Raw genomic sequence first — 292 nt, forward strand, 5'->3', positions numbered from 1 at the left:
CTTGGTTTACCATTATTTTAGCTGCTTCTTGGCTTAGGTGGTAAACTGAATCGATGTTGATTGCCATTACTGCATCCCAGTCAGAATCTTTGTATTCTAATAGTGGAGCTCTTCTGATTGTTCCTGCATTGTTTACTAATATATCTAGTTTTCCATATACTTTTACACATTCTTCTATTGTTGCTGTTACTTGTGCTCTATCTGTTAAGTCAGCTTGGAAGAAGTGAATTTTTCTTCCTTGTTTTTCTACTAATTCTCTAGTTTCATCCCATGCTGTATCATAAGTTACTAC

1 protein-coding gene is annotated in these 292 nt (G+C 34.9%); it reads right to left on the reverse strand.

Annotated features, from left to right (window positions below; all coding sequences use genetic code 11):
* Positions 1 to 292: SDR family NAD(P)-dependent oxidoreductase (locus tag I6E31_12555; protein MCF2640787.1), on the reverse strand; the 292-nt coding region annotated here is incomplete at both ends.

The organism is Fusobacterium varium (genome assembly GCA_021531615.1).
Lineage (GTDB): Bacteria > Fusobacteriota > Fusobacteriia > Fusobacteriales > Fusobacteriaceae > Fusobacterium_A > Fusobacterium_A varium_C.